Raw genomic sequence first — 20,342 nt, 5'->3', positions numbered from 1 at the left:
TGCGTCAGTTCTTCGATGCGTCAGGCCAGGATATCCAGCACCGGGCCATACAACTCTTCCAGCGTATAGCGGCGCGTGATGAGCCGCTGTTCGAATGCGTACCGTATCGCCAGTTCGAGAGCCGGCGCCAGTTCCGCAAAACCCTTAGGCTGCAGATCGACGCCGCCCGGCGGCTTGCCCGCGAGCGCGCGTTCGCGCGCCTCGCACAGCAGCCGGTAGATTTCGCGCACCGCGTCCGGCCGCGACTCGGCCAGCGAGCGCTTGACCGTGACCACGTGGTTGATCGGCACCGCATGCGTGCGCGCGTGCCAGGCCGCCGCCGCTTCGGCGGGCGTGGGAATCAGCGCCCGGATGCCCGGCTCGCCCGACAGCCCGCCGCCCGCGATGATGGCGTCCACTTCGCCCGCGCGCAGCATCGCTTCGAGACTCGCCGTGGAGGCGAGCCGCGAAACCCACGCGGGCTCCGCGTAGTCCGCCACGTGCGCCTCTTCCTGGCTCAGCCATTGCACATCGGCAAGCTGCACGCCGTAGTCGTCGGTGAGGATGCCGCGCACCCAGGTGGGCGTGGTCTGCGTGTAGGCGCGCATCGCCACACGGCGGCCGGCCAGCTCGCGCGCCGTGAACGTCGCGCCATCGCGCACGACGAGGCTCTTGTGATGGAACCCGCCATTCATCACGAACGGCAGCATCACATAGGGTTTGCCCGCCTCGAAAGCCTGCAGGAAGGTGACGATGGCGAGTTCGGCCACGTCGTATTTCTCGTGACGCACCACGTCCTTGAAGGCCTTCTGCGCGGTGTCCACGTCGGCGAAATCGAGTCGCACGAGCGACGAGGCAAGCGTGCCGTCCTTGAGCGGCTGGGTCTTGGGATACGTGCCCAGCATCGTGGACACGGAAAGCAGGGAAGCGGTATTCATCGTTTCCTCGATAAGCATGCTGTGACTAGACCGCGTTCGGGTCGAGAAACGCCGCGGCGAGCGGCGGACGCTGCGCGATCAGGCGCTGCGCGTGGGCGTAGTCCACGAGCGCCTCGAACGACTTCGCGTTCTGCGCGAGGCCATAGGGCAACGGATCGCCAACCACATCGGCAAGACGCCGGTAGCGCTTGTCCTCGGGACCGTCCGCCTCCCCGCTTCGCACGCGCGCGAGATAGTTCTCCTTGGTCTGCGCGAACGCTTCGAACAGGCGACGCGGCAGATCCGGCGAGCGCGCAAGCACCTCGTTGCGGACCACGATCACGCCATGCAGCGGATAGATGCCGGTGCGCCGATACCAGTCTGCCTCGCGTGCAGCAGCGTCCTCGACCAGATCGACGAGCCGGTCGTCGAGATCCGCACCGACGCCCGCGAGACCGCCGAAGCCGGCTTGCAGCTCGCCATCGTTCATCATCTGCGCGAGCGATGCGCCGCTCGCCACGCGCCGCACGTTCGCGGGCAGCACGAAGGTCTCGACGTTCTCGTCTTCTTCCGTGAGCCACGTGACCTTGTCGAAGTCCACGCCGTATTCATCGGCGAGAATGCCGCGCGTCCACACGGCAGCCGTCACCGAATAGGCGCGCACGCCCACTGCCCGCCCTTCCAGATCTTTCGGATACCGAATCGATGAATCTTTCAGACGCTGCAAACCCGCGTGGCGAAAGCGGCGCGTCATCGGCAAGGCGAGCGCCGTGATGGGCGCGCCTGCTGCGTGCGCCATCAGATACGACGTCGGCGCCATTTCGCAGATGTCGTAAGGCTGGCTGCGCGCCATGCTGCGATAGGCGTCGGGCATGCGCTTGACGTCGATGAACGCCAGTTCGGCGCCTTCCACGCTCACCGCGCCGCTGCGCAGATCCTCGACCTGACCATGACGGCCGAGAACGATGGAATATTTTTCAGTCATGTCGATGTCTCCCTGTCTGCGTCGATGGCACGCTCAAACACGGTCCGCCAGTTGACGGCCCTTGTCCAGCGCACCGAAATCGCGCTTCGGGAACGTCATCAGGAAGCGATAACCTTCGTCGATGACGCGCGACACGTTGTTCTCGTTCACGTGCGGATGACCGACCGGAATGTTGTACGCCTTGCCGATCTCGCGCACGTGCGCCATCAGCCGCAGCAGTTCCGGGTTGTCGTATTCGCGCGGACAGCCCAGCTCCTGTGTGAGATCGCCCTCGCCGATCAGCAGCACGCCGATACCCGGCACGCGCTTGACCATCTCTTCCAGGTTCTCGATCGCCGCCGTGTCCTCGATCATCAAGGTCACGAGAATTTCGCCTTCCGGTGCGAGCGGCCAGACGTCGGCCTTGCGGTAATACTCCTGCTGCGAGAGGCCCCAATAGCGTGCGGCGGGCATCGGCGCGTCGCCGCGCAAACCGGCCGGTTCGTAAAGCGGCTTACCCGGCAGACGCGGATAACGGCAAGCCGCCACCGCGTTATAGGCCTGCTCTGCCGTGCTGATGCGCGGCCACACGATGCCGTACGCGCCGAGATCGAGCGCCTGCTTGGCGAACCATTGGTTCATCTCGCTGCCGCTCGGCGGAATGCGCACGAGCGGCGTCATCTGGCAGGCGACCGAAGCGCTCTGCGCGATGCGCTGACGCAGCAGCAGAAACTGCATGGCGTTGCGCAGCGCGCCGATGTCCCAGGGCGTGTGTTCGAGTTCGAAGACCACGCCGTCATTCGACGACTGCGCGAAGCTGACCGCGTTCTCGATCTCGGCCTGAATGAAGGAGGTAAAGGCGATGCCGCGTCCGCTTTCCAGCGCGCGGATGATGCCGTTGAGTCGTTCCGACATGTCGATCCTCTCCGCTCTCAAAGAATGGCGCCGCAGAACGCGTCGCCTGCCTGCGCAGGCAGTTGTTTTTCCGTCCAGCTTTCGCTGCCGTCAGTCGTGAAGAACACCTGGCCGCCGCGCGTGACCGTGATCACGCCATCGGGATCGCTCACGTGCGTGCCGAAGCCCATCATCGTGCTGCGCGGCTCGACGGCCGAGTCGGCGCGCGCCCATGTCTTGCCGAGGTCGTCGCTCACATACAGCGCGCCCGCCTCACTGCGTGACGAGATGCTGAAGCAGGCATACATTTTCTTCGGAGTCCCAAATACAAAGCGACATTCACGCGTGTATTGAAACGGTGCGAACTTCCCCACTTCGAGATCGCGGAAGGTTTTACCCTTGTCCGTGCTTTCGAAGATGCCGAGACGGCAGATATAGAACAGCGAATCGGGCGTGGCCGGCGTCGTGCAGACCGAATGGGCATCGAACATGCCTTCGGTGTCGTCGTCGGTTTCGATCTTGCTCTTGAGATGCGGCGCATCGGCCAGCTTCACGAGGCCTTCGGGCTCGCCGCGCCAGGTTTCACCGCCGTCCTCGCTGACGAGGAAACCGTTGATCTCGGCGCAGGCGTACATGATCGCGGGATTCGTCGGGTGAAACGCAATGCGCATGACGCGCGAGTGGCCGAAGCGGATCTGGAAGCGTTCAGGATGATGCGCATGGCACTTGCGCCAGGTTTCGCCGCCATCGTCGCTACGATAAACGCCGACTGGGCCGGTGCCCGCGAACAGCACGTCGGGTTTTTGCGGATGGACGACGACGGTCCAGAACTGCACATCTTCGTCGGTCACGTTCAGCTTGTGCCACGACTCGCCGCCATCGGTCGAACGGAACACGCCCTTGCGCGCCGCCACGTAGATCACATTCTCACGCGTGGGATGCGGCGTGATCGCCTGCACCGACGCATCGGCCGGAATATCGCTCACCTGCTCCCATTCGCCGCCGGGTTCGAGTCTGAACAGCGAACCGATCGCCTCGGGCCGCGTAACGGCGGTGCCGACCAACATCAATTTGCGCATAACGCCTCCATCGTTTTCGTGCCGCGCGCCATCGGCGCGGGCCTTGTGTCGATTCATCCGGGCGTTGGTCCCGGTTGTCTTCAACTGACGGAATGCAGTGTATGGCGGGGCGGCTACGCTTTGTCATTCGAAATGAGCCGTCGCGATCAGTTCTTGCTGAGTCGGGCCGCTAGGCGCGCGCACGCTGAAGAGGAAGTGGTCTGGAAGGAAAATTGAAAAGCGTTAAACGGTGGAGCGGAGGTTTCTCTGCCGTGGCTACGTGTGCCGAGTCCTTGAGCCGACCGACAACTTGCCGGATCTTTAAGTGCCCGGTGCTAACTATTCCACCCAAGATCGCGCGATATCGCATTCGCCGTTTCCAGTAACGGCTCCAGCATGAGTTTCTGCATCGCCTCGAGGTCATGGATCGCCTTGAGTTCGATGACCGACACCGCCGCGACCACCTGTCCGCTCACGTCGCGAATGGGCGCTCCGATACTCGTCACGTAATCCTCGCGCTCGCCGTCGTCGGTCGCCCAGCCGCGCTCGCGCACTGCCCGGAGTTCACGCTCCAGCGCCTCATAGGAAACCAGGCTCGTCGGCGAGTGCTTCTCAAACACATAATTCTCGAAAAGCGCCGCTCTCGCGTCATCGGGCAGAGACGCGAGAATGCATTTCGCGACACTCGCCGTATGCAGACAGACCGCCTGACCGATGCGCGACGTCAGGCGAATGGACCGCTTGGGCTCGATCTTGTCGATATAGACGATCGTGTCGTGCTGCAACTCGGCAAGATGCACGGTCTGATCGCGCAACTCGCTCAAGGCAACGAGATGCGGATGCGCAAGCTGCGCGAGATTGAACTGGTCCTGCGCGCGATGCGCTAGAGACACGATGCCAGGCCCGACACCATAACGCCCGTCCGCGAGCTTGCGCAGCAGCCGTTGCGCCTGCAACACCTCCATGATGCGCAGCGCGGTCGAACGATGAACGTCGAGCCGACGCGCGACCTCCGCCGGCGTTTGTGGTCCGTCGCCCAGCAAAATCAGCACGTCGATCGCGCGTTCGATGCTTTGTGACACGGCTTTTCTCCTCTCTCTATCGCGGCCGGACGCCCAGCCGTCGCGGAAAAATCGACGCGGCGCACGCATGCCTACGCGTTTTCCCTTGGTTGCCCCGACGACCTGCGAAGGGTAACGTCGAGCCTGTGTTGCGAAATATACATCCGTGTTGCGTATTACGCAACAAATTAGATTGCGGCACACACGTCAAACCTGAAGGAGGACATCAACGTGTACAAGGTGTACGTCACCGACCACGATTACCCCGACCTCGCCATCGAGGAATCCGTGCTGGCTCCCATCGGGGCGCAGGTTATCGGGTTACAGGACCGCTCGGGTGCGCATCTCGCAGAAACCGCACGCGACGCCGATGCACTGATGCAGCAATACGCCAGGATTTCCGCCGATACGATCGGCTCGCTCGAGCAATGCAAGGTCATCGCACGCTACGGCATCGGCCTCGACATCCTCGATGTCAAGGCGGCCCACGCGGCGGGCATCGTCGTCACCAACGTGCCGGACTATTGTCTCGAAGAGGTGGCGGATCATTCCATCAGCATGGCCCTCACGCTGCTGCGCTCGATTCCCACCTACGCCGACGCCACGCGGCGCGGAACCTGGCACTGGTCGGCCTGGAACCGGCCTATCCGGCGGTTGCGCGGCAGCGTGTTCGGCCTTGTCGGGTTCGGGCGCATCGCGCAGAACATGGCGCGCAAACTCAAGCCGTTCGGGCTGGAGCTGCTCGCGTACGACCCGTATGTTTCGGCTGGCGTGATGCAATCCCACGGCGTGCGCAAGGTCGACCTCGACGAACTGCTTCGTCACGCCGATCTCGTCGACGTGATGTGCCCGTACACGCCCGAAACGCATCACCTGATCGACGAAGCAGCCATCGAGCGCATGAAACCCGGCGCGCTGCTGGTCAATTGCGCGCGCGGCAAGATCGTCGACAACGCGGCGCTGCATCGCGCGCTCACCAGCGGCCGGCTCGCCGCGGCGGCGCTCGACGACACCGAGGAAGAACCCGCCAAGCAAACCGACTGGTCGCCGGGCGACAACCCGCTGTTCGCGCTCGACAACTGCATCATCACGCCGCATGTCGCCTATGTTTCGGAAGATGCGCTGCACGAGGCTCGCCGCGTCGCCGCCGAAAACGTGCGTGCCGTGCTGCTGGGACAGGTGCCGCCTAACGCGGTGCCTTTTCGCAACTGATCTTTTAGTACTACTTCAGGAATAGAAATGAGCATCATCATCAACCCGCGTCCCGAGTTGAACGCCGACCTGATCGCGCGATTCGTCGCCATGGCCGACGTCATGTCGCTTTCCTGTGTGGTATCCGACGCGTTTGAGCGCAACGGCACCATGCGCCACGACATCAAGCCGCGCGCGGCCGATCACAAGATCATCGGCCCCGCCTTGACGGTTCAGTTGACGGCGGGCGACATCGTCGACTGCCTCGAAATCTTCACGGTCGCGCGTCCCGGCGACGTCGTCGTGATCGACGCATTCGGCGAAACCGAAACGTCGATCTGGGGCGGCCTCATGACGGGGCTCGCGAAGAACGCGGGAATCGTCGGTGCGGTGATCGACGGAAGCTGCCGCGACACCGACGAAGCGCGCTTCCTCGATTTCCCGATCTCGTCAAAGGCCGTCGGCCCGCGCCAGGCGCACACGGCACTCTCGGGACGCCGCGAGCCGCTTAAGGTCAACGTTCCCGTCTCGTGCGGCGGCGTGATCGTCAACCCGGGCGACCTCGTGGTCGCCGACGAAATCGGCGTGGCGGTGGTGCCAGTCGCGCAGATGGCCGAGGTTCACGAACGCGCCGCAACGATCGCGCGCAACGAAGCGCAAATGCGCGAACTCATCCTGGAAGGCAAGACCTTCCAGGACCTGCTCGCGAAGTTCGGACGCATCTAGTCCGCGCGCCTGCAGGCTGGCAGACAAGAAGGAGACACCGTATGCATACCCATCTCAAAGGCGCGCCGATGCGCGCGCTACCCAAACCGCGAGGCCGACGCCGCTGGTACGTCCTCGCCCTGCTGTGCCTGCTCGCGCTGGTGAACAACATCGACCGCCTCGCCTTGTCGATCGCCGCGCCTGCCATGCAGGCCGATCTCGGCATCACCGCGACCGAAATCGGCCTGCTGGGCAGCGCGTTTTCGCTCTTTTACGCGTTCGGCCAATTGCCCGCGGGCTGGTTCGTCGATCGCTTCGGGCCGCGCTGGCTGCTGGGCATTTCGGTCACGGTCTGGAGCGCGGCGACCGCCGCCATGGGGATTTCGAATTCGCTCGGCGCATTCGTCTGCGCCCGCGCGGCACTTGGCATCGCCGAAGCGCCATCCTTGCCGTCCACCAACAAGATCGTGACGCAATGGTTTCCGCGCCGCGAGCAAGGCATCGCCAACGCAAGCTGGGACGCGGCGCTGAAAGTCGGCCCCGCCTTTCTGACGTTTGCGCTCGTGTGGGTCGTGGCGGAACTCGGCTGGCGCACGATGTTTTACTTTGCGGGCGCCGCCGGCATTGTCGTCGCCGTCGTCTTCCTGGCGAGTTTCCGCGACGTGGATCGCTGTCAGCATCTGGGCGACGAGGAACGCCAATGGATCGATCAGGATCACGAATCATCATCCAGAACGGAATCACGCGTACCCTGGTTCACGCTGTTCAAACGCCGCAGCATGTGGGGCATGATGGCCGGCTTCTTCTGCAACATGTGGGTCTACCAGACCTTCCTGGTCTTCATTCCGCTTTTCATCATCAAGCAGTTCGGCGTGAAATTCGCATCGCTCGGCCTGATCGCCAGCGTGCCGTGGATCGGCGCCATCATCGGCGACCTAGCCAGCGGAGTCCTCTCAGGCAAGCTCGCCGCACGACCCGGCTGGAGCACCCTGCGCGCCAAGAAAGTCACGCTCGTAGGCGCCCTGCTGCTGCAGGCGGTCGTGCTGGCGCTGCTGCCGCTCAACAGCCTCTTCGGCGCGACGCAAGGTCTGACGTTCGCCGTTCTGCTGATGGCGTTCGCGCTCGGCTTCAACGGCGCGGTGGTGGCGCATGCGTGGTCGCTGCCTGCCGAAGTCACTGCGCCGTCGACGGTTGCTTCGGTCGGCGCGGTGCAGAACTTCGGGGGCTTTCTCGGCGCGACGGTTTCGCCGCTCGTCGCGGGCGTGATCGTGGATGCCACAGGGTCGTTCGCGTCGGTGTTCGTCATATCGGCATTCGTTTCCGTGCTGGGCGCCGGCATCTATCACCGGTTCGTGCGCCAGCCGATCATCGCCGTGCAAGAAGACGCGTTGAACGCCTCCATCCAGATCTCCGCTACCTGAACAACCCGTTGCTTCGTTCAAGAAAACTCTCCAACGATCAAGGACGTCGATGATGAAACTACGTAACCTGCCCCTGCTCGCGATCGCGGCCCTCTTCGCCTTCAATGCTGGCGTGGCCCACGCCGCGGACGGCACTTCCATTGCCGGTATCGTCTTTCAACAGGACATGTTCATGCGCAGCGTCGCTCGCGGCATGAGCGACGAAGCCAAGGCGGAAGACGTCACCCTGCTCGACGGCAACTCCGACAACAAGGCCGAAAAGGAAGCCAGCCTGATCGACACCTACGTGGCGCGCGGCGTGAAGGCCATCGTCATTGCGCCGCTCAGCGATCAGGCGTCGATTCCCGCACTCAAGCGGGCGCACGACAAAGGCGTACAGATCGTCACGTGGACCACCGATATCAAGGCCGACTTTCCGGTCGCGCGCGTCGGTTCATCCGGCGCGATCATGGGCGGCGGAACCGGCAAGGCCGCCGCTCGCTTCATCAAGGAGAAACTCGGCGGCTCCGCCACGGTTGGACTGATCGGCTTCAAGGCGCAACTGCCGGAGTTGAGCAACGCGCGCACGCAAGGCTTCCTCACCGAAGCGCGCAAGGGCGGCAAGCTCAATGTGGTCGCGGAGCAGGATGCGTGGCTCGCGGAAAAAGCCGTGAGCGTGGTCAGCGACATGCTCACGGCCAACCCCAACATCAATGTCATCTACGCGGCCAACGAAGGCGGCACCGTGGGCGCGGTCCAGGCCGTGCGGCGCATGAACAAGCAGGGCAAAGTCTTCGTCTTCGGCACCGACGGCTCCGAGCAGTTGACGAGCTTTCTTCAGGATAACGACGACGTGCTGGTGGCCACCACCGCCGCACAGCCCAGGCTGATCGGCCGCGAAGCAGTCAAGACGGCGCTCAAGGCCGTCAAGGGACAGCCGGTGGACAAGGTCATCGAGGTGCCCGCCGTGCCGCTGAGCCGCGACGATCCCAAGACGCTCGCCAATTACGCCGCGAGCCTCAAAAATGTCAATTGAAATCCCGGCTGACACGCCTGCCGCGCTCGCGCCCGGCTCCGACGAACGAGCACGCTATCCGACGACCGCGCGTATCGAAGCGCGCGGCTTGTCCCGCAGCTTTGGCGCCAGCGTCGCGCTCAGGCCCTTCACGCACACGTTCGAGCCCGGGCAAATTCACGCGCTGATGGGCAAGAACGGCTCAGGCAAGTCGACGTTGCTGAAGATCCTGGCCGGTTCGATTCGCGCGGACGCGGGCAAGCTCCTCATCAACGGTGAAGCGTGCGACTTCCATCACCCGTCCGATGCGTTCGACGCCGGCATCCGCATGGTGCACCAGGAGTTGTCGCTCGTGCCCACGCTCTCGGTCGCCGAGAACATTTTCCTCGGACGCTTGCCGATTGCGCGCAAAGGGTTTGTGCGCGGCATCGACTGGAAACAGCTGCGCGAGGACGCCGTCCGCATGCTCGAAAGCACCGGGCTGGAGATCCCGCCGGACGTGCTGGTGTCGAAGCTGCCGGTCGGTCAGCAGCAGATGGTCGAGATCGTCAAGGCTTACGCGACCTCGCCCGCCGTGCTGCTGCTCGACGAGCCGACTTCGGCGCTTAGTCATCGCGAAGTCGAGCGCCTCTTCATGCTGGTGCGCCGCCTGCGCGCGCACGGCGTGACGATGCTGTACATCACGCACCGCATGAACGAGATCTTCGATATTGCCGATACCTGCACGGTGCTGCGCGACGGCGACCACATCAGTTCGGTGCCGATCGCGCAGACGAGCCCCAAGGAAGTCGTGCGCGCCATGTTCGGCGAGCATCACATGCCGGCGCGCGTCCAGCCGCGCCAGCTCGGCGCAGATCAGCCCGCGCTCTCGGTTCGGCACCTGCATCGCAAAGGCGTATTCGAGGACATCCATTTCGATTTGCGGCGCGGTGAAGTGCTGGGCATCGCGGGCATGCTCGGCGCGGGACGCACCGAACTGCTCCGTTCAATCTTCGGTGCGGACCCGCTCGATGGCGGCACGATCGAACTGCACGGCGAAACCGTCGACACCCCCTCGCCCGCCGCCATGAAAAAGCGCGGCCTGGGCTACACGCCGGAGAACCGCAAGGAGCACGCACTCGTCCAGACGCATTCCATTCACGCGAATCTGTGCCTGGCCGGTCTTGCGCGCTTGTCGCGCTTCGGTTTCGTCAACAGCCGGATGGAAGCGGAGCCGGTCCGCCGGCAGATCGCAGAAATGGCCATCAAGGCGCAGGACGCGCAACTGCCGGTGTCGTCGATGTCGGGCGGCAACCAGCAAAAGGTCGTGCTGGGCAACTGGTTCAACACGGATCCGCGCGTGATGTTCTTCGATGAACCGAGCCGTGGCATCGACATCCAGGCGAAGGAGCAGATCTTCAGCATCATCCGCGAAAAGACCTTGCACGGCATGAGCGCGATCGTGGTGTCGAGCGAGCCCGAGGAATTGCTCGAGGTTTGCGATCGCATCCTCGTCATGCATCACGGGCGGCTCGTGGCCGAGGTCGACCCGCAAACGATCGCACTCGACGATCTTTACCAAATCATGATGGAGGGCGTGCAATGAACGCCAAAGAAAGCACCTTGACGAGCACGACGTCGCCCGCGAGAACGCGGCAGCCCACGGACGGGCTGCTCTATCGCTACATGCTCGAGGTCGTGCTGATTCTCGTGGCCGTCATGCTCACGATCTACGCGCCGGGCTTTTCCACGCTGTCCAACCTGCTCAATGTGATGCGGGCGATCTCCATGCTCGGCCTCGTCGCCTGCGGCATGACCGCCGTGATCATCTGCGCCGAAATCGATCTTTCGGTCGGCTCGGGCATGGCGCTGGCAGGCTGCATTCTCGCGTGGGTGGTGGGCATCTGCACGCCGCTGGTTGGGAGCGTTGCGGCGGTCGTGCTCGGCGCGTGCGCCGCAATCGTCTGCGGCATGGCTTGCGGCGCGTTCAGTGGCGCGATGAAGGCGGTGTTCAATGTGCCGACCTTCATTACGACGCTCGGTTTGTTTACCGCGCTGCGCGGCGCCGCCAATCTGATCACGGGCGGCTACCCGCTGGCGACGTTTCCCGGCTGGTTCGATTTTGTCGGCAACGGCGCCTTGTTTGGCCTGCCGTTTCCGGCCTTCGTCTTCGTGGCGGTGGTGCTCATCATGCACTTCGTGATGAATTACACCACGTTCGGCCGCGCCGTCTATGCAGTCGGCGGCAATCCTGAGGCAGCGCGCCTCTCGGGCATCAAGGTGTCGTGGATCAAGACCGCCACACTGGTGCTGACCGGCGGTCTTGCCGCGGTGAGCGGCATTCTGATCGCCTCGCAGATTGGCTCGGGCACCGGCACGACCGCCACCGGCATGGAACTCGACGTGATCGCCGCGACCATCATCGGCGGAACCAGTCTGTTCGGCGGCAAAGGGCGCATCTGGGGCACCTTTGTCGGCGTGCTGTTTCTTGGCGTGATCGGCAATGGCATGACGCTGCTGAATGTTTCTGAGTACTGGCAGTATGTCGTGCGCGGCGGCCTGATTGTCGGCGCGGTCATGCTCAGCCAGGTGACCGACAAGCGTCGCTGAACATCTCTCCAATCGACATGTTGCGTGGCGCGGCGTTCAATACCGATGCCGCCCACGCAACCACCGCAATGTGCAGAACGCGCCGCGGCGCGTTCAAACGTTAAGCAGGCTTGATGACGTGACGATACTTCTGCGCATTCTCTCTCGTTACGCCGACGCTCTGCCCCGGCTTATACAGCCCGGATCCCAACCCAAAGCCATTCGCGCCCGCCGCCGTCAAAGACACGATATCGGCGGGCTGCACGCCACCCACGGGAATCAACACCGTATCCGCAGGCATGACGCTGCGCCACGCCTTGAGCACGCGCGGGCCCAACTGCTCGAACGGAAACAGCTTAAGCACATCCGCGCCGCAATTCAGCGCGGCGAAGGCTTCGGTCGGCGTGGCCACACCCGGCGCCGTCGCGAGACCGCACTCGCGCGCGGTCTCAATCACCGCCGGATCGCCATGCGGCATGACGATCAATTGACCGCCGCCCGCCTGTACGTCGCGCACTTCGTGCGGACGCAGAACCGTACCCGCGCCCACGATGGCGTCGGCGGGCAACGCTTGCCGGATCGCGTGAATGCTGTCTATCGGGCGTGGCGAATTGAGCGGCACCTCGATGATGCGGAATCCCGCTTCGTATAACACGCTTGCGTGAGCAGCGGCATCCTGCACCGTAATGCCACGCAAAATGGCGATCAACGGGCAGGCGTTTAGCGCCGCATTCAGTTGCGAGCGGATCGCCAGACGCGGCGAATCATCGGATTCGAAATTCATGATCGGATTGTTCATTCAGGGATTCAGTGAGCGCGTGCGATCGCTGGCAGCAGCCCCGCGTCGCGTGCGATATGGAAGAGTCCGTGCTCGGTTGTTCCGTGAAGGATGCGCGCCTCGGCGGCGCCGATTCGAGCGAGCGCAGTGCGATACCGTTCACACAGGTCCGCCCCGCCGATCAGGCCGAGTTTCCAGTCGTCCAGAGTCGAGTCCTCGCCTGCCAGATGATTCGACAGTCCCGCGAGTTCGTGGCCGATCAACAAGCCCGATAAGTAATCCGATTGCTGTTCCGGCCGCAGCTCACCGGTGAGCCCGAGTGTGCGCGTACTGAAGATGGTAGAAAGCACGCCGGTCGCGCCGCAATGCACGGCCATATCGACACCACGCAGGAACGCTTCATCGTCGCTGCCAGCGCACGGATGCATCGTGCGGCCAAGAATGGTGTAGTCGCGCAGCACGGCGAACACTTCGCCGGTCATGAACGTGAGGAAACGTTCGATATGGCCGTCGACCACGAACGCCCATTTCGCGTGCGTGCCTGGCAAGCCGATCAGCGTCTTGCCGCCAGCGCCGAGTTCGGGCTGCGCCGCCAGCGCGCCGAAGATTTGCGTTTCCTCGCCGCGCATCACGTTAGGGAACGCGCCGTGTTCGATGATGCCCGGCACGATATGGATCGCCGCGCCGCGCGACGAACAGACCGTTTTTAACGCGCCGATCAGCGGTCCGCAGTTCGCGGGCGCGGCGACATAAGGCGCCTCGGCCCAGCCTTGTGCACTGCCGACCATGCCGGCGGCGATCACCGGCACAGCGTGCGCATTCAGCCAGTCGCCGCATAACGATTCGAACACTTCGTCGAAGCCGCCGGACTCGCGCGGCTTCGGCAAATGCATGATGCCGCTGGCTGAATGCCGGGAGTCGAGCACGCCTCCTGTGGCGTCGAACAGATAGGCGCGCAGTGATGACGTGCCCCAATCGAGCCCTATCAGCGCGGGCGTTTCGGTGAATTGAATGTCCATGCATGTTTCCTGCTACAGGAATCCCTGCGCCGGACACTTCGCATCACGCCGCGTATCACAGGCGCCGACGTGCACGGGGCGCGTTGACAATGCACGGTGCGCGCGCTTTCTGTCGCGCGCCACCGCTGCATTGAGGCTATGCCGCGAGGTAACCGCCGTCGACGGCCACGATCGCCGCCGTCATGAACGACGCGGCGGGCGTACACAGAAACAGCGCGACTTGCGCCACTTCTTCCGGCGAACCCCAGCGGCCAAGCGGCGTTCTGCCGAGAATCGCCTGCGAGCGGTCATCGTCGTTCTGAAGCGTCTGGGTCAGCGGCGTCGCGATCCAGCCCGGCGCGACGGCGTTGACGCGAATGCCATCGGCTGCGTAGGCAATCGCCAGCGACTTGGTCAATTGCGCGACCGCGCCCTTGCTCGCGCTATAGGCAGGTACCAGTCCGCCGCCAAAGAAACTCAGCATCGAAGCCGTGTTGACGATGCAGCCCGACGATTGCTTCAACAGCGCGCGTGCGCCCGCGCACACGCGCATGGTGCCGTTCAGATTGATGTCGAGAACCTTTTCGAACACCTCGACCTTGTGCTCGTCGCCGCGCCGGATCACACCGGCGCAATTCACCACGATGTCCAGCCGTTCGAACCGGCCAAGCACCGCATTCACTTCGTCGGTCGAACACACGTCCAGCGCGACCTGTTCCACCGTGCCGGCGAGCGCGTCGGGCGTATCGGCCGGCGGCGGCAAGCCTGCCGCGACGACCTTTGCGCCGAGCTGCGACAGGCCATTGGCAATCGCCGCGCCAATGCCCGTACGACCGCCTGTCACCAGCGCGACTCTCCCTTCGAGGAGTCCTTCTTTGAACGTCATGTCAGTTCCAGAATTAGGGGATTGCTGTTTCAAATTGTCTTCATGTGTACTACTACACGATTTACATAAAATTGAACGGCAACGGTTGACTGAACCTGATTAGCGAATGAATTGATCGACGTAGTCTTCACCCAGTCCGACCGACGCATAGTGTTTTCTGCACATATCGATCTTGGTGAAAACGTCTTCGTAACCGGTGTAGTTGCCGTACGGATCGCAATAGAACATCACGCCGTTCACCTGAAAATAGGTAATCATCTCCTCCACGTCATCCGGCACGTAAAGTGTGTGGGTTTCCCCCGGCGGCTCGTAGACGTAGCTGCCTTCGGTGGCGGTCCAGTCATGCTCCAGATACTTCCAGCGCCCCTTCAGCACCATGCCGTGAACGCTCTGCGGATGGCGATGACGGCTCAGCACGCCCGACTTGCGCACGCGCAGCAGATTCATCCAGTAACCCTGCGATGCGTTCAGGCAGAGAGGACGAAACGAGACATTCTCCGCCTGCGGCACCCATACGCGCTCGTCGTCGGGAATGGCGAACGGCACGACGATTTCCTGCTGGGCCTCCTTGGGAAACGGCAGCTGGTACGGCGTCATGGGGGAATACTTCTCGATGATTTCCGACATGGTAGTTCTCCGTGATGTTTTTATCGGGGACGTTCAATGGTTGACAGTCGAGTTACCTGGCGTGCGGATCGCAGCGTCGAGCAACTCGCCGACGGCAACGGCGCGAGCTTGCTCAACCTGATGACAGCGATGGCGCACCGCGTCGCGATTCGCGCGCAATTCGTCGATCGAGCGCATGCCCATCAGCGCGAGCGTCAATTCCGTTTCCGTGCGCAGCAATTCGATCGCCTGGCTCACGCCCTTGCGCCCGGCCGCGCCGAGTCCATAGGCATAGGCGCGCCCGAGCAGCACGGCGTCCGCGCCCAGACCGATTGCCTTGACGATATGACTACCGCGCCGAATCCCGCTGTCGAGCAACACCTCCGCGCGGCCGCCGATAAACCGCGCGATTTCGGGCAGCACGGAAATCGACGAACGCGCGCCGTCGAGTTGACGCCCGCCGTGATTGGACACGCAAACACCGTCCGCGCCGCCATCGAGCGCCCGTCCCGCATCGTCGACGGACAGCACACCCTTGACGACCAGCTTGCCCGGCCATTGCTCGCGCAGCCACGCGAGATCGGCCCAGTTCATGCTCGGGTCCACGTTGCCAGATAAATATGCGGCCTGCGCCATCAAGCTGTGCGGCACACCGGCCTTGCCCTTCACATTGCCGAGCATCAACCGGCCGTTCAACCCCATGCGCAGGCACCACGCGGGCCGCGACAGCAGATCCAGCAAGGCACCGAGTTTCAGCGACGAAGCCGTTCGAAACCCGTTGCGCGTATCGCGTTCCCGCACGGAAGAAACGTTGGTGTCGGCCGTCAGGAACAGCGTGGTCACGCCCACCTTCCACGCGCGCTGGACGATTTCGGAAGCCAGCTCGCGATCCTTGAATACATATAGCTGCATCGCGAGGCCGCGCGGCATGACCGCGCCGACCTCCTCGATCGAGTTGATCGAAAAAGTCGAGAGGCACATCGGGATATCGGCTTGCGTCGCCGCCCTCGCCGCCTGGACCTCGCCGTTGGGCCAGAACGATCCCGCGAACCCTACCGGTGCGAGCATCGCGGGCATTGAGTAACGCGCGCCGAGGAATTCGCTCGACAGATCGCGCTTCGAGAGATCGACGAGCACGCGTTGCTCCAGCGTCCACGCGTCGAAGTCCTCGGTGTTGCTCGCCAGCGTGCGCTCGGAAAACGCGCCGCCATCGATATAGTCGAAGAACATGCGAGGCAACTTGCGCCGCGCCTGCCGACGCAGATCCTCAATATTGGAGATGGTCATGGGCACGCGATTCCGTCATGTGCGCTCGACATGCAGGTAAGCGTCGTCTTCGGGCTGATAGCCGAGATAGCGGATGGCATCGCTCAAATCCCAATCCATGCCCGCGTTATTCGACACACCGTTGACGATGATCGCCGGGGCCGGCCATTCGTTGCTCGGCGCAAGCACCGAGCGAATGAACAACTGATCGAGATCGCGATTGGACAGCCACATGTTGCGGAACCACCGTAGCGTGCGGCGCGCGGACTCGTCCAGCTCAGTCGTATCCGACGTCGAAGCCGGTGAGCCCGAATGCGTGATGTCGCGCGCATTGTTATCGCCGGTCAGCGCCCAGCCCACTCGTATCGACACCGTGCTCAAACGTCCTTCGGACAACTCAGCAATGGAGGCGCAAAGTTTTTCGCCCATGACTTTTGCGGTGCCATACGCCAGCGAATGCAGTTCGCGCTTGCCGTCGTGCCATCGTGTGCCGGGCGCCGTGGCGATCTGGGTGGTCAAGCGCCCCGGTCCCATCTGTTCGGCGAGCGGCATGTCCTTGTACGCGCCCATCGTATGATTCGACGAAGCGAACACGAAGCGGCTAACGCCTGCGCGCACGCATTCCATCAACAGATTGCGCGTCATGTCGTACGACCCCAGAGAGTCGAGCCACGACGAATCCGGTACGGGATTCAAGGCGGCAAAGTGAATGACCGCATCCACCTCGTCCATCGCCTCAGTCCATTCACCGGCGCGTTGCGTGAGGTCGCCGCGAACCAGCCGCAGGCGCTTGCGCGCTTCTGCCGAGAACTTCGAATAGTCGCCGCTGCGATCGATGCCGATGACCTGCTCACACCACTCGGCGCGCGTGAGCGCTTCGACCACTTTCTGGCCGAGGTTGCCGCCAGCGCCCGTAACCATGATCTTGCGGGGCAGAGTTTGATTCACGGTGTCATTCTCCCTGGATAAATTCGAGGCACACTGCGGTGGGAATCGGATAGGTGTAGCCGGTGTCGGTCAATGCGCCCGTCTGCGCGTCGATCGAGAACACGCGGATGAAACCGTCGTCCTGCGCGGCGGCCAGTAGATGCTTTCCGTCGGGGGAGATCGCCAGATCTCTCGGCGTGCGTCCGCCCAGACTCCAGGTGCCGATCGGCGTGAGCGTGCCCGCGGCTTCGTCGATGCGCGCGCCAAAGATCGAGTCATGCCCGCGATTGCCGACATAGACGAACTTGCCCGAAGGATGCAGCCGCATGCCGCCCGCACCGCTTTCGCCGCTGAAATCTTCGGGCAGGCTGGAAATTTCGCAGACGAGTTCCGCCGTATTGTCGGCGAGCCGGTACATGCGCACCGTCGACGCGAGTTCGTAGTTGGCGAGCAGATGGCTGCCCGAAGCGGTGAACACGAGATGGCGCGGACCGGCGCCGGGCGCGGCCTTGAGAAGATGGTCCGGCGTCTTCATGACCGCGCCTCCGTCCAGCGGATGGCGCACGACGCCGTCGACGCCGAGATCGGCCAGATACACATGGCGACGGTCGGGACTGACCACTGCGCAATGCGCATGGGGCGCTTCCTGACGCGCGGCGTTCGGACCACTACCGTCACGTTCGAGCACGACTGGCTCGCCCGCCGGTGCGCCGCTCGCATCGAGCGCGTAGGCGAGCACTTCGCCGCTCAAGTAGTTCGATGCGAGCAGCAGGGCCAGGTCTTCGTTCACGGCCACATGACACGGCCACGCGCCCGGCGTCGCCAGATCGCCCAGCAACTTGAGCGAGCCGCCAGCCGCGTCGACTTCATAGGTGCTCACGCCGGGGCCGTCTTCGGCGTTCACTTCGCGAACCGCATAGAGGCGGCGGCCATCCTTCGATTGCGTGAGATACGACGGATTCGCCGCCCGCTGCACCGCGAGTTCGCTCAACCGGCCGGTCGTCGCGTCGAAGTTCAGCAGATAAATGCCTTCGCCCTTGCCCTCCACATGCGGCATGGGCAAGGTGTAAGTGCCCACCGCCAGCAGGGACGTACTGCCCGCGTCCTTGTTCACGTTTGTCTCCATGATTGTTTGCTTTCCGGCGAACCGGCAGGCCCGCTGCCCGGCTTCTTCTGGCCGGTGCTCGGGACAGGCGTGCTGCCGCCTACAACACGCCGCCGCTGTTGCGAATGTTGTTGATCATCTTTTCGCGCGTCGAAGCCAGGTGCTGGCGGATGGCGCGCGCCGCCGCCGCGTCGTCTTTCGCCACGACGGCTTCGAGAATCGCGAGGTGCTCCGTATGCACGCGCCGGGGCGGCACGAGCGGCCGATAAAAATGGCTGCGCATGATGTGCATATAGATGTTGAGATTTTCGTAGCTGGTTTTCAGGCGCTGATTCGCGCAGGCATCGATCAACGCGTTATGGAAACCGGCGTCGGCGATGGAAAACGCGGTGTAGTCGCGGAACTCGTCGTTGGACATGAAGCCGCTCATCTCCTCGATCAGCGACTGCATGCGCGCCGTCACCGCCTCGCTCTCCGGGCTGTGGATCACCTGGTACGCCGCGAACAGTTCGAGCGCTTCGCGAACCTGAAAGATCTCGTTCGCATCCTGCTCGGTGATGCCTTTGACGAACGTGCCGCGCCGCGCCCTCACCTCGACCAGACCGTCGGTCGCCAGCCGCTTGATGGCGTCGACCACCGGCGTGCGGCTGACCTGCAACTCGGCGGCCACTTCTTCCACGTTGATCTGCTCATCGATCTTGATGGCGCGGCTCAGGATGCGGGCCCGCACCGCGTCGTACACCTGATCGGTCAGATGGGTATGCGTGATAGGCGTAAACACGCGATTCATTTGCACTGCTCCTTTCGATTCGAGTGCGACGAGCCGTCGCAGATGTCGTTGACATCAACATCTAACATGTGACATATTACACTACACGAATGACGCTGCCAAGCAGTGCACACAAGACATAAGACGCAGGACAACCTGGAGAGAGACACTCATGAAGCAACGCAAAGCCTTGTTCGGCCAAGCCATTGTCGCGGCCGCGCTCGCCCTCGCGGGCGTCGCAGCTCACGCAGCCGAGCCGGTATTGATGCCCGGCGCCATTGTGCGCGAAGGCAACAATCCGGTGACCGCGCCGAACCAGTTCAAGAAAGCGCCGCCCTGGCGCATCGGCTTCAGCATCTGGGGTTTCGGCAACACCTGGATGACGCAGATGGTCCACGAGACCGACGCGGAAGCCGCGAAACACAAGGAAATCGGCAAGCTCATTTTCGCCGACGCCAATTCCAAACCCGCCAAGCAGATCGCCGATATCGAGGACATGATCGCGCAGAAGGTCGATGCGATCATCGTCGCGCCCGTTTCCTATACGGCGCTGACGCCCGTCATCAAGAAGGCCGTCGCGGCAGGCATTCCCGTGATCGTGCATTCGACGGAAGTCGAAACCGACGCTTACACCACGGAGATTCAGGGCGAAGCGCTGTACTTCGGCGAGGTCGGCGGCAAGTTCCTCGTCGATACGCTGCATGGCAAAGGCAATATCTGGGTGCTGCGCGGCCAGGCGGGCATTGCCGCCGACACCATGCGTTACGACGGCCTGCGCAAGGCGCTCGCCGGTTCGAACATCAAGATCGCCTCCGAACAATACGGAGACTGGTCTTACAACAAGGGCAAGCAGGTTTGCGAGTCCTTGATGCTCAGTAATCCTAATCCAGATGGGATCTGGTCCTCGGGCGGCGACATGAGCCGCGCGTGCATCGAAGTCTTCAAGGAGTTCGGCAAGCCCGTCCCGCCCATCACCGGCGAAGGCAATAACGGCTTCATGCGCGCATGGAAGGACAGCGGCGCAAACGCCACGGCCGCCGTCTTCCCGTCCGAGCAGGGCGCGGCGGGTATTCGCGCCGCCGTCGCGCTGCTCAGCGGCGAATCGCTGCACAAGCACTACGTCTTGCGCCCCGCGCCCATCACCAAGGCGAATTTCGCGCAGTTCTACCGGCCTGACCTGAACGACAACTACTGGGCGCCGAGCGCGCTCTCCGACGCCGACCTCAAAAAGTTCTACGGCTCGAAGTAGTCACGC

20 protein-coding genes are annotated in these 20,342 nt (G+C 63.2%); 7 read left to right on the top strand and 13 right to left on the bottom strand.

All coding sequences use genetic code 11. The annotated features are described in order from the left end of the window. Window positions 1-20 precede the first annotated feature (20 nt). The 5 genes from LDO54_RS22760 to LDO54_RS22740 form a co-directional block, all read right to left on the bottom strand. Window positions 21-917 (bottom strand): phosphate ABC transporter substrate-binding protein, encoded by an 897-nt coding sequence (locus LDO54_RS22760; RefSeq protein ID WP_224012916.1) that lies wholly within the window; start codon window positions 915-917, stop codon window positions 21-23. A 25-nt stretch (window positions 918-942) separates the two neighbouring features. Continuing rightward, window positions 943-1,881: an ABC transporter substrate-binding protein gene (locus LDO54_RS22755; RefSeq protein WP_224012915.1), complete on the bottom strand. Its 939-nt coding sequence runs from the start codon at window positions 1,879-1,881 to the stop codon at window positions 943-945. A gap of 33 nt (window positions 1,882-1,914) precedes the next feature. After that, on the bottom strand, window positions 1,915-2,775 hold the full coding sequence (locus LDO54_RS22750) for an HpcH/HpaI aldolase family protein (protein WP_224012914.1): 861 nt from the start codon (window positions 2,773-2,775) through the stop codon (window positions 1,915-1,917). Between the two features lie 17 nt (window positions 2,776-2,792). Beyond that, window positions 2,793-3,833 carry a sialidase family protein gene (locus LDO54_RS22745; RefSeq protein WP_224012913.1) on the bottom strand — a complete coding sequence of 347 codons (1,041 nt, stop codon included), beginning with the start codon at window positions 3,831-3,833 and terminating at the stop codon, window positions 2,793-2,795. 314 nt (window positions 3,834-4,147) lie between these two features. Continuing rightward, on the bottom strand, window positions 4,148-4,894 hold the full coding sequence (locus LDO54_RS22740) for an IclR family transcriptional regulator (RefSeq protein ID WP_436975649.1): 747 nt from the start codon (window positions 4,892-4,894) through the stop codon (window positions 4,148-4,150). Window positions 4,895-5,104: 210 nt separating this feature from the next. On the opposite strand from LDO54_RS22740, the gene LDO54_RS22735 reads away from it, so the two are divergent. From LDO54_RS22735 to LDO54_RS22710, 6 genes are read left to right on the top strand one after another with little or no spacing between them, the layout of a single operon-like run. Beyond that, the gene (locus tag LDO54_RS22735) at window positions 5,105-6,085 is read left to right on the top strand and encodes a C-terminal binding protein (protein WP_224012911.1); all 981 of its coding nucleotides are present in this window, start codon (window positions 5,105-5,107) and stop codon (window positions 6,083-6,085) included. Between the two features lie 27 nt (window positions 6,086-6,112). Further along, window positions 6,113-6,790, top strand: coding sequence for an RraA family protein (locus tag LDO54_RS22730; protein WP_224012910.1), 678 nt, complete (start codon window positions 6,113-6,115; stop codon window positions 6,788-6,790). Window positions 6,791-6,831: 41 nt separating this feature from the next. Then, a complete protein-coding gene (locus LDO54_RS22725; RefSeq protein ID WP_224012909.1) occupies window positions 6,832-8,190 on the top strand; it encodes an MFS transporter in 1,359 nt (452 codons plus the stop codon). A 52-nt stretch (window positions 8,191-8,242) separates the two neighbouring features. Beyond that, window positions 8,243-9,205, top strand: a complete 963-nt coding sequence (locus LDO54_RS22720; protein ID WP_224012908.1) for a substrate-binding domain-containing protein — start codon at window positions 8,243-8,245, stop codon at window positions 9,203-9,205. After that, window positions 9,195-10,769: a sugar ABC transporter ATP-binding protein gene (locus LDO54_RS22715; RefSeq protein WP_224012907.1), complete on the top strand. Its 1,575-nt coding sequence runs from the start codon at window positions 9,195-9,197 to the stop codon at window positions 10,767-10,769. The genes LDO54_RS22720 and LDO54_RS22715 overlap by 11 nt, the downstream gene beginning before the upstream one ends. Next, window positions 10,766-11,773, top strand: a complete 1,008-nt coding sequence (locus LDO54_RS22710; protein WP_224012906.1) for an ABC transporter permease — start codon at window positions 10,766-10,768, stop codon at window positions 11,771-11,773. Before LDO54_RS22715 ends, LDO54_RS22710 begins: the two co-directional genes overlap by 4 nt. Before the next feature lie 100 nt (window positions 11,774-11,873). Here LDO54_RS22710 and LDO54_RS22705 read toward each other — a convergent pair whose 3' ends face one another. From LDO54_RS22705 to LDO54_RS22670, 8 genes are all read right to left on the bottom strand, one after another. Next, entirely contained in the window at window positions 11,874-12,536 is a 663-nt protein-coding gene (locus tag LDO54_RS22705; protein WP_224013001.1) for a 2-dehydro-3-deoxy-6-phosphogalactonate aldolase, read from the bottom strand. A gap of 23 nt (window positions 12,537-12,559) precedes the next feature. Then, the gene (locus LDO54_RS22700) at window positions 12,560-13,549 is read right to left on the bottom strand and encodes a 2-dehydro-3-deoxygalactonokinase (protein ID WP_224012905.1); all 990 of its coding nucleotides are present in this window, start codon (window positions 13,547-13,549) and stop codon (window positions 12,560-12,562) included. A 136-nt stretch (window positions 13,550-13,685) separates the two neighbouring features. Beyond that, window positions 13,686-14,414 carry an SDR family NAD(P)-dependent oxidoreductase gene (locus LDO54_RS22695; protein WP_224012904.1) on the bottom strand — a complete coding sequence of 243 codons (729 nt, stop codon included), beginning with the start codon at window positions 14,412-14,414 and terminating at the stop codon, window positions 13,686-13,688. A 99-nt stretch (window positions 14,415-14,513) separates the two neighbouring features. Then, window positions 14,514-15,041 carry a 2,4'-dihydroxyacetophenone dioxygenase family protein gene (locus tag LDO54_RS22690; RefSeq protein ID WP_224012903.1) on the bottom strand — a complete coding sequence of 176 codons (528 nt, stop codon included), beginning with the start codon at window positions 15,039-15,041 and terminating at the stop codon, window positions 14,514-14,516. Window positions 15,042-15,074: 33 nt separating this feature from the next. Continuing rightward, window positions 15,075-16,307 carry an alpha-hydroxy acid oxidase gene (locus LDO54_RS22685; RefSeq protein WP_224012902.1) on the bottom strand — a complete coding sequence of 411 codons (1,233 nt, stop codon included), beginning with the start codon at window positions 16,305-16,307 and terminating at the stop codon, window positions 15,075-15,077. 15 nt (window positions 16,308-16,322) lie between these two features. After that, window positions 16,323-17,207, bottom strand: a complete 885-nt coding sequence (locus LDO54_RS22680; protein ID WP_224013000.1) for an NAD-dependent epimerase/dehydratase family protein — start codon at window positions 17,205-17,207, stop codon at window positions 16,323-16,325. 31 nt (window positions 17,208-17,238) lie between these two features. Beyond that, window positions 17,239-18,339: a lactonase family protein gene (locus tag LDO54_RS22675; protein WP_224012901.1), complete on the bottom strand. Its 1,101-nt coding sequence runs from the start codon at window positions 18,337-18,339 to the stop codon at window positions 17,239-17,241. Window positions 18,340-18,418: 79 nt separating this feature from the next. Then, the gene (locus LDO54_RS22670; protein ID WP_224012900.1) at window positions 18,419-19,108 is read right to left on the bottom strand and encodes a GntR family transcriptional regulator; all 690 of its coding nucleotides are present in this window, start codon (window positions 19,106-19,108) and stop codon (window positions 18,419-18,421) included. A 151-nt stretch (window positions 19,109-19,259) separates the two neighbouring features. Here LDO54_RS22670 and LDO54_RS22665 point away from each other — a divergent pair, with 151 nt between their 5' ends. Continuing rightward, window positions 19,260-20,336, top strand: coding sequence for an ABC transporter substrate-binding protein (locus LDO54_RS22665; protein WP_224012899.1), 1,077 nt, complete (start codon window positions 19,260-19,262; stop codon window positions 20,334-20,336). Window positions 20,337-20,342: the final 6 nt, after the last annotated feature.

Origin of the sequence: Paraburkholderia tropica (assembly GCF_914484835.1) — a bacterium.
GTDB lineage: Bacteria > Pseudomonadota > Gammaproteobacteria > Burkholderiales > Burkholderiaceae > Paraburkholderia > Paraburkholderia tropica_A.
This window is presented reverse-complemented; position numbering and strand designations above follow the sequence as displayed.

What these genes read in the sequence shown, in the direction of transcription:
- LDO54_RS22750 (WP_224012914.1), bottom strand. Translation starts at nt 2,775, where the DNA reads ATGTCGGAACGACTCAACGGCATCATCCGCGCGCTGGAAAGCGGACGC.
- LDO54_RS22710 (WP_224012906.1), top strand. Translation starts at nt 10,766, where the DNA reads ATGAACGCCAAAGAAAGCACCTTGACGAGCACGACGTCGCCCGCGAGA.
- LDO54_RS22725 (WP_224012909.1), top strand. Translation starts at nt 6,832, where the DNA reads ATGCATACCCATCTCAAAGGCGCGCCGATGCGCGCGCTACCCAAACCG.
- LDO54_RS22730 (WP_224012910.1), top strand. Translation starts at nt 6,113, where the DNA reads ATGAGCATCATCATCAACCCGCGTCCCGAGTTGAACGCCGACCTGATC.
- LDO54_RS22680 (WP_224013000.1), bottom strand. Translation starts at nt 17,207, where the DNA reads ATGGTTACGGGCGCTGGCGGCAACCTCGGCCAGAAAGTGGTCGAAGCG.
- LDO54_RS22755 (WP_224012915.1), bottom strand. Translation starts at nt 1,881, where the DNA reads ATGACTGAAAAATATTCCATCGTTCTCGGCCGTCATGGTCAGGTCGAG.
- LDO54_RS22705 (WP_224013001.1), bottom strand. Translation starts at nt 12,536, where the DNA reads ATGAATTTCGAATCCGATGATTCGCCGCGTCTGGCGATCCGCTCGCAA.
- LDO54_RS22685 (WP_224012902.1), bottom strand. Translation starts at nt 16,307, where the DNA reads ATGACCATCTCCAATATTGAGGATCTGCGTCGGCAGGCGCGGCGCAAG.
- LDO54_RS22670 (WP_224012900.1), bottom strand. Translation starts at nt 19,108, where the DNA reads ATGAATCGCGTGTTTACGCCTATCACGCATACCCATCTGACCGATCAG.
- LDO54_RS22695 (WP_224012904.1), bottom strand. Translation starts at nt 14,414, where the DNA reads ATGACGTTCAAAGAAGGACTCCTCGAAGGGAGAGTCGCGCTGGTGACA.
- LDO54_RS22675 (WP_224012901.1), bottom strand. Translation starts at nt 18,339, where the DNA reads ATGGAGACAAACGTGAACAAGGACGCGGGCAGTACGTCCCTGCTGGCG.
- LDO54_RS22720 (WP_224012908.1), top strand. Translation starts at nt 8,243, where the DNA reads ATGAAACTACGTAACCTGCCCCTGCTCGCGATCGCGGCCCTCTTCGCC.
- LDO54_RS22700 (WP_224012905.1), bottom strand. Translation starts at nt 13,549, where the DNA reads ATGGACATTCAATTCACCGAAACGCCCGCGCTGATAGGGCTCGATTGG.
- LDO54_RS22715 (WP_224012907.1), top strand. Translation starts at nt 9,195, where the DNA reads ATGTCAATTGAAATCCCGGCTGACACGCCTGCCGCGCTCGCGCCCGGC.
- LDO54_RS22690 (WP_224012903.1), bottom strand. Translation starts at nt 15,041, where the DNA reads ATGTCGGAAATCATCGAGAAGTATTCCCCCATGACGCCGTACCAGCTG.
- LDO54_RS22745 (WP_224012913.1), bottom strand. Translation starts at nt 3,833, where the DNA reads ATGCGCAAATTGATGTTGGTCGGCACCGCCGTTACGCGGCCCGAGGCG.
- LDO54_RS22760 (WP_224012916.1), bottom strand. Translation starts at nt 917, where the DNA reads ATGAATACCGCTTCCCTGCTTTCCGTGTCCACGATGCTGGGCACGTAT.
- LDO54_RS22665 (WP_224012899.1), top strand. Translation starts at nt 19,260, where the DNA reads ATGAAGCAACGCAAAGCCTTGTTCGGCCAAGCCATTGTCGCGGCCGCG.